Annotated in this window: 9 protein-coding genes; 7 read left to right on the top strand and 2 right to left on the bottom strand. The window is 43.1% G+C overall.

Going from position 1 to position 7,717, the window contains the following annotated elements; translation table 11 throughout:
• The 5 genes from IM319_RS09195 to IM319_RS09175 form a co-directional block, all read left to right on the top strand.
• Positions 1-1,905, top strand: a 1,905-nt coding sequence (locus IM319_RS09195) for a CHAT domain-containing protein (RefSeq protein WP_287735368.1), incomplete at its 5' end; no start/stop codon positions are given.
• A 4-nt stretch (positions 1,906-1,909) separates the two neighbouring features.
• Positions 1,910-2,449 carry a hypothetical protein gene (locus IM319_RS09190; protein WP_287685273.1) on the top strand — a complete coding sequence of 180 codons (540 nt, stop codon included), beginning with the start codon at positions 1,910-1,912 and terminating at the stop codon, positions 2,447-2,449.
• A 7-nt stretch (positions 2,450-2,456) separates the two neighbouring features.
• Positions 2,457-2,765 carry a hypothetical protein gene (locus IM319_RS09185; protein WP_287735367.1) on the top strand — a complete coding sequence of 103 codons (309 nt, stop codon included), beginning with the start codon at positions 2,457-2,459 and terminating at the stop codon, positions 2,763-2,765.
• A gap of 145 nt (positions 2,766-2,910) precedes the next feature.
• The gene (locus IM319_RS09180) at positions 2,911-3,189 is read left to right on the top strand and encodes a UPF0175 family protein (RefSeq protein ID WP_287735366.1); all 279 of its coding nucleotides are present in this window, start codon (positions 2,911-2,913) and stop codon (positions 3,187-3,189) included.
• Complete coding sequence (locus tag IM319_RS09175; RefSeq protein WP_002797557.1) at positions 3,186-3,656, top strand: DUF3368 domain-containing protein; 471 nt, start codon at positions 3,186-3,188, stop codon at positions 3,654-3,656. The genes IM319_RS09180 and IM319_RS09175 overlap by 4 nt, the downstream gene beginning before the upstream one ends.
• A 108-nt stretch (positions 3,657-3,764) precedes the next feature.
• Here the strand turns inward: IM319_RS09175 and fabI are convergent, their stop codons facing one another.
• On the bottom strand, positions 3,765-4,541 hold the full coding sequence (gene fabI, locus IM319_RS09170) for an enoyl-ACP reductase FabI (protein WP_002760333.1): 777 nt from the start codon (positions 4,539-4,541) through the stop codon (positions 3,765-3,767).
• Between the two features lie 214 nt (positions 4,542-4,755).
• Here fabI and ntcA point away from each other — a divergent pair, with 214 nt between their 5' ends.
• Both ntcA and IM319_RS09160 read left to right on the top strand, forming a co-directional pair.
• Positions 4,756-5,433 carry a global nitrogen regulator NtcA gene (gene ntcA / locus IM319_RS09165; protein ID WP_002750097.1) on the top strand — a complete coding sequence of 226 codons (678 nt, stop codon included), beginning with the start codon at positions 4,756-4,758 and terminating at the stop codon, positions 5,431-5,433.
• A gap of 7 nt (positions 5,434-5,440) precedes the next feature.
• A complete protein-coding gene (locus IM319_RS09160; RefSeq protein ID WP_287735365.1) occupies positions 5,441-6,928 on the top strand; it encodes a DUF3084 domain-containing protein in 1,488 nt (495 codons plus the stop codon).
• Between the two features lie 13 nt (positions 6,929-6,941).
• On the opposite strand, the gene IM319_RS09155 is transcribed toward IM319_RS09160, so the two are convergent.
• Complete coding sequence (locus IM319_RS09155; RefSeq protein ID WP_287735364.1) at positions 6,942-7,526, bottom strand: Uma2 family endonuclease; 585 nt, start codon at positions 7,524-7,526, stop codon at positions 6,942-6,944.
• Positions 7,527-7,717: the final 191 nt, after the last annotated feature.

Raw genomic sequence — 7,717 nt, 5'->3', positions numbered from 1 at the left:
CGAGCTTTAGAAATTAAACCCGATAAGCATGAAGCTTGGACCAACCGAGGGGTTGCGTTAGTTAACTTAGGAAGGTATGAAGAAGCGATCGCATCCTACGATCAAGCTTTAGAATTTAAACCCGATTTGCATGAAGCTTGGGATAATCGAGGGTGGGCCATTTGTTCTCTGAGCAAAAATCGCATTTCTACGCCTAGTCTAGAAGCTCTCATTTATCCTAAACCGATAGTAGCCCTTAATGACCGAGAACCCCATATTTTCGCTCTCCGGGAGGCACTTCCCCACCTCATTCAAGGATCGCCTCCGTGGGGGCAAATTTATCGCTATCTAGGGGAAGCTTATCTGGAACATTCCCGATATAAAGAGAATGCTAGTCCCTATTGGCGCGAAGCAATCCGACATTATCAAATCGCTTTACCGATTCTCAGCGAAAAAGACTTCCCGGAAGATCATTTAGAAATTCTGCAAGGATTGATCCGCGCTCATCTTTCCCTACAGGAAATCACTCAAGCGCGATTCTATCAACAACAGGGACGCGACCTTTTCAACCGACTACGCGCCCAGAAAGGCGATAAACCCGCTTTTGAGGCCAAATTCAGCAGTTTTAGTCACCTAGAAATCGATTTACTGATCGAGGAAAATCATCCCCTAGACGCAATTGAACAGGCAGAATTTTATAAAAATCGTTGTTTGACTTGGATTCTCGATAGTTGGCAAGAAAACCCCACCAGTCCCGATTATGCCACCATCCAAAGCCTGACAAGTCCGAATAAGGCGATTATTTACTGGTATCTCAGCGAGGACAATCTCACCACCTTTATTATCACCGCAGACGCTGATCCCGTAATTCTGGAAAGAGAGCAACGTTATCAACAGGCGCGACAGTTTCGGACTTGGTTAACCGAATGGGATAAACAATACCGCGACTATGCTAGTAAAAAAGAAACCGAGAATAAACAAAATCATCCGTGGAGATTGTCACTTAACAACTGTTTTGCCCAATTAAAGCGGATTTTACAGATCGATAAAATTCTCGCACATTTGCCGGTTTCCGTTAATTCCCTCATTCTCATCCCCCACCGGGATCTGCACCGCTTCCCCCTACATACCCTCTTCCCCGAAAAATACACCGCTACCTATCTCCCCTCTGCTCAGGTTGGTTTGCGTCCCCAGTCCGGCGATTTCTCCTATTCTCCCCTCCTCAGTGTCGAAGACCCCAAAACGGAGCAAAAACCCATGGATTTCGCCCAACTGGAATCGGCGATTATTAGCCATATCCTGCAACCGAGCGCGAGAATTAGCCCGAAAAAGGCCTCACGGGAAAATGTCCGCAAAGCCCTCGAAAATGCCTATAAAACCTTCCATTTCACCGGTCACGGCTTTTATGACTCTTTTCGCCCCCAAGCCTCTGCGATCGCCCTTAGCGATGGTTTATTGACCGTCCGGGATATCAACGGACTGAACCTCTCTAGTTACCGTCTCGTCTGTCTGGCTGCCTGTGAAACTGCTCTCACCGGTAAGGATGGCATTACCACCGAATACGTCGGCCTCGTCAGTGCTTTCCGGGCAGCGGGTGCGACTAATGTGGTCAGTACCCTCTGGCCGGTGAAGGAGATTTCTAGTGCTTGGTTTATGATTAACTTTTATCAAAGATTATTAGCGGGTGAATCCCCGGCTCTAGCTCTGAAAAATACACAAAATTGGTTAAAAAACATCACTTGGCAGCAACTAGCTGACTGGATCGAGCAACTTCGGCTACTTCCCTCCCTAATGGAAGGGGTCGATCGACTGGAGGTGAGGGCGGCGAATACTTTGAAGGAAGGCAGTACAATAGGGCTAGATCAACTAACAGAATATAGCGATCCTTACCATTGGGCAGCCTATACCCTGACTGGACAGGACTAAACTTATGGAAATTCCCAAAACAATTATCGATCTTGAAGCGCTGCTAATCGCCCTCGCACAGCAGACTGAACCCTTGCCAGAATATCTACAGCGATCGCTCGAAGCAATTAGACGATTACTAAGGGAAGAACAACCCCAGGCAGCAACACAATTGCGGCAACTTATCAAGGATTATCCCCCCCTAGAAAAAGCTTATAAAAAAGCGATCGAAGAATTAGACGCAGCCTATGCTAACCAAGAATGCACCAAAAGTTTAAGCGTCATTTTTCCCGATAGTTTAGATTTCGAGACCATATTTATTAATGATGTTATTCCTAGCCAAGATTGGGTAAAAACTGCCCAAAAATTAGCCCGATTCCCCCTTGATAAGGGGGGTGCTACTTCTTCTCGATTTTGGGATAAAGCCGATCGCCTGATGGTGGTGACGGTGGGAGGTGCGGCCCTAGGGGGAGCGATTGCGGGAGTTTACGGCGCGTTTATTGGTGCGATATTAGCGGCGGGCTGCGGATGGTATATTACCTTTAGAAAAACAAAATCAGCATAAATTTTTGATGAAGATTGTTAACATTGAAAACTTTCTTTTGTTAATCGGAACTTTGGTCATTACCGCAAGCGTGGCACTGGTTACAAAAAAACAGCCAAGACGGGGAAACAATAAATCTTATCTAGAAATTCTTTTCGTTTCTGGGTTAACTTTGTGGACTGCATTTACACTATTTAAGGTGGTCTATAAAGTGTTAACCGATGAAAATTTTCAGAAATGCCTTGGCTCGGATAGTCAAATCCCTCTTTTGCTAGGTGCTGTTCTCGGTATCTATATTTCTATTAAAGAGATTTGGAAATTATTTGAAGCGAACTAATAGGAATACCAGCTTTATCCATATCCAAAAGTTATACTAAATTCTGTTGAGAAGGTGTAGAATGGGGGCGTTGGGTTTCATGCTTCAATCCAACCTATGTTCTATAAACATTATCAGTAAACCCCAAAAAAAAGGAAGCTAAATCATGAAAATTACTATCGATATTCCCGATGAATTGCTTCAACATTACAACTACAATAATCTTCCCCGTGAAATTTTAGAGGCTTTGGTGGTGCAGGCCTACCGAGCGGAAAAAATCACCAGTGCCGAGGTCGGAAGTATTTTAGGTCTATCTTCTCGTTGGGTGGTGGATGCTTTTTTGAAAAACCATGATGCCGATTTACATTACAATGAAGTCGATCTAGAGAGCGATCGCAAGACTCTTCAGCAACTTCGCAACAAACACGATCATAGTCTTTTATGATAGTCGTTTCTGATACCTCACCTATCAACTATTTACTGCTCATTGACCAGATCGACCTATTCCCCCGCTTATTTGGACAGATTATCATTCCCGATGTGGTTCGCGGTGAAATGCTTGATGCAGATGCACCGGCCATTCTTCAGCAATGGATCGCCAATCCACCCTCTTGGCTTATCATTGAGGCTGTTCAAACGATTGATGAAACCCTAAATATTCTCGACCCCGGAGAACAGGCCGCTATCACCCTCGCTCAAACCTTACCCGCCGATTTGCTGATTATCGATGAACGCTTGGGTCGGCGAATTGCCAGCGAGCGGGGAATTCCTATTATTGGCACTCTCGGAATTTTAGACGACGCATCAAGCCGAGGCTTAATCGAGCTTTCAGATACTATAGCCCGACTACAACAGACTAATTTTCGCATTTCTCACCGCATAATTGAGAAATTGCTTGAAAATAGGGAATAAATTGTTAAAAAACTAAACGAACCTTCAGTCCGATCGCAATTAACCCCAAAGAAGTCAAAAATCCCCCTTCAGAACCTCGTGACACTAATAACTAATAACTGAATAAAACTACATTCCCATAATTTCGTAACCGGAATCTACATAAATAATCTGTCCGGTAATACCACTAGCAAGATCACTGGCTAAAAAAGCGGCCGTATTTCCCACCTCAATTTGTGTCACCGTGCGATGTAAAGGCGCGATTTCTTCCACATGATGGATCATATCAAGAATTCCCCCCACGGCTGAAGATGCTAAGGTGCGAATTGGACCTGCGGAAATACCGTTAACTCGGATCTTTTGGCCCCCTAATTCCGCGGCTAAATAGCGAACACTCATTTCTAAACCGGCTTTTGCTACCCCCATTAAATTATAGTTAGGAATTACCTTGACACCACCGAGATAGGTAAGAGTGATAATACTTCCCCCTTCCGTCATCAAAGGTTTAGCCGATCGCGCTAGACGGGTTAGGGAAAAAGTGCTAATATCTAGAGATTTAGTGAAAGCTTCCCGAGGAATGGCGGTAAAATCGCCCGTTAAACCCTCTTTATCGGCAAAAGCGAGACAGTGAATCAAAATATCCAGTTTGCCCCATTTTTCCGCCACTGTAGCGAAAGTATCTTCTACCTGTTGGTCATTTTGGACATCGCAGGGGACATAAAAAGCGGGATTAAGTTCATCGGCCAATTCTCGCACTTTTTTCTCAAAGCGGCCTTTTTCGTCGGGGAGATAGGTGACACCGATATTTGCACCAGCTTGATGGAGTTGTTGGGCAATTCCCCAAGCGATCGAGCGATTATTGGCAATTCCTGTCACTAGGGCGTTTTTTCCCGTTAAATCTAACATAGTTCTCGTTTCTCTTACAAAAATCTCCCCAATAGCCGACCCCAGCGAGATTCGGTATAATAGGGATACAGATAAGGGGGCAGCAATGATCACCCCTTCCCCATTGTCTGGCAAAAAGCGCCCAAAACTTTTCCCAGTTTAGGCAGCGGTTATGTTTAATAGAGGTGACACTCGTTGCATAATAAAAACAATTTTCCCCTTTTTTGGATGTGAGATGGACTTATCATTAATACAAGATAAACCCCTAGCAGATGTGTTCCGTCGAATCGGCAGCGGCAATTTCCCCCCGGTGGTGGAATTGTTCGAGCGTGGCAAAACTATCTTTTTCCCGGGAGATCCGGCCGAAAGAGTCTATTTTTTGCTTAAAGGAGCGGTTAAGTTATCGCGAGTCTATGAAGCGGGAGAAGAAATTACCGTGGCTCTACTGCGGGAAAATAGCGTCTTTGGTGTGCTATCCTTACTCACCGGTCAGCGATCGGATCGTTTTTATCATGCCGTGGCTTTTACTCCGGTAGAATTACTCTCGGCCCCGATCGAGCAAGTAGAAAGATCGCTCCGCAATAATCCCGATTTATCAATGTTGATGTTGCAGGGGTTGTCCTCGCGGATTCTGCAAACGGAAATGATGATCGAAACCTTGGCTCACCGGGATATGGGTTCGCGTTTGGTCAGTTTTTTATTAATTCTCTGTCGTGATTTTGGGGTTCCCACCACCGATGGCATCCGGGTTGACCTAAAATTGTCTCACCAAGCGATCGCAGAAGCGATCGGTTCTACCCGCGTCACTGTCACCCGTTTATTGGGAGAGCTGCGGGATCAAGAAATGGTCTCAATTTACAAGAAGAAAATTACTGTCCATAATCCCGTCGCTCTCAGTCAACAATTTACTTAAATTCTGGATGACTAGCGCTTATATTTTAGTTTTGGCCATCGTGGTTTTAGGTGGTCTGATAGCGGCAGTTGGCGATCGCATAGGGAGTCGTATCGGTAAGAAAAGGATGCGTTTATTTAATCTGCGTCCGAAACAAACCGCAACTTTAATGACGATTGTAACGGGAATTTTGATCGCCGGTTCGACTTTAATTGTCTTGTTTGCTTCTAGTAAATCCCTGCGTCAAGGGGTTTTTGAACTGGATCGTCTTTTAAATGAACGTCGTGCCGCTATTAAGGATTTGGAAAGTCAGGTAAGAAAAACCACCGAACAAAAAAATCAGGTGGAAAAGGCTTTAAAAACGGCTAAAAGTGAACAGATAGCTGTGCAGAAACGTCTAGAGGTTCTTAATAAAAATTATCAAGCTTCTCGTCAACGTTTGCGATTAGTTTCGGGACAGTTGGAAAAGTTTCGGAAGGAAGTGGCTAATTTAAACAATGAACGAGTTATTTTAACTAATCAAAAGGCACAGTTAACCAGTCAACGGGATCAATTGTTCCAACAAAAATCAATTCTTTCTAGTCAGATAAATCAACTACAAACCACCGTTCAAGTTAGAGATAAAGAGTTGGCTAATCAACAAAAGTTATTAACAGCTAGACAAGCGCGACTTCAACAGTTAGAAACTCAACAAAAAACCCTACAGCTAGAAATTGATCGCCGGGATCAACGTATTGGAGAACTCGATCGCTCGATTGTGGATAAAAATTTGGCTTTGGAACAGCGTGAGGGAAAATTAAAAGATTTAGAAACCCAAATGGCTTTTCTTAAGCGGGAAGTGGAAGTTTTAGAACAATACTATCAAACCTATCAAGAATTGCGGGAAAAACAAATCGCTATTTTCCGGGGACAGGTATTATCTTTTGGAGCTTTTCGTATTGTTGATCCCCAAGCTATTGTCGCTGTTATTGATAAGTTATTGCGAGAAGCGAATATAAATGCTATCCGTGCTACCCAACCGAATCAGCCTAATTTTGACCAGCGTTTAGTTAAGATCACAAAAGCACAGGTAGAACAGTTAAGTCAACAATTACAGGACGGTAAAGAATATGTGGTGAGAATCCTTTCAGCAGGTAATTATGTCTTAGGAGAAAGCGAGATTCGTGTCTTTGCTGATGTGGTTCCCAATCAAAGAGTTTTTGAGGAGAAACAGGTAATCGCTGCCGTTTCTATCGATCCCCAAAATATGACAGAAGAAGACCTACAAAAGCGCTTAGATTTACTTTTAGCTTCGGCTCAATTTCGCGCTAGAAGTGCGGGAGTTTTAGGGTCAATTCAAGTGGAAGATGGGTTATTAACTACGGTAGTTAACTTTATTGGTCAAGTCAAAAAGTCGGGTAATTCTATCGAGACACTTGAGGCAATTGCTGCTAGTAAAACGAATACATCTGGACCTTTAACTTTGCGTTTAGTAGCGGTAAAAGATGGTAAAATTGTTTTTAGTACGTCTTCTTAAAAGATAGCTAAAGTTAGGAGTTGAGATTAAAATCAATTCCTTCGTAAATATCGGCAAGATTTAAGCTAATTCCTAAGGAATCCAGAGAGATAATTCCCCTAGCTGGGATGTATTCTTGCAGTAACCAATGATTTTCTGATGTTTTGCTATAGGATTCTATTAGTATCTCCCCTTGACTGACGCGAAGATATTGGTTTAATTGGGGTATAGAACGATAATAACGAAATTTATCACCTCGATCATAACTGGAGGTGGAAGGGGATAAAACTTCGATAATTAGACAGGGATTTAAAATTTCATCGTTGCGATTATCACTAAATAATGGTTCCCCCGCAATGATCATTAAATCTGGGTATAAACCGCGATTATACTGGGGTATCCATAGACGTAGATCGCTAGATTGAAGACGATAATTAGTTCCTCTTAAAGCTAATTTTAGCAGGACAATCAGATTAATGAGAATACTATTATGATTGATGCTTCCCCCTGTCATCTCGATAATTTCCCCGTCGTGATATTCGTGTTTAACCTCGGCTATAGTTTCTAAATTACGATATTCTTCTAAGCTGAGAGTTTTGGGGGGAGATTGAGTCAACATTTTTCTAGATTAGAGCTTGTTTTATTTAATCATAACACAATTAATGCTACTTAGGGTTTGCTGAATAAATCTAAAAACCTTGTTGTATAAGACTTTTAGACTTTTTTCCCCTCAAAAAGTGCCAGCCCTTGCAGTGGTCGGGGGGAAAATTCAGGGACTTTTTCCCTGAAAATTAGGTAATTGACCACCTG

The sequence above is a fragment of the Microcystis sp. M113S1 genome (assembly GCF_020246945.1).
Classification (GTDB): Bacteria; Cyanobacteriota; Cyanobacteriia; order Cyanobacteriales; family Microcystaceae; genus Microcystis.
This window is presented reverse-complemented; position numbering and strand designations above follow the sequence as displayed.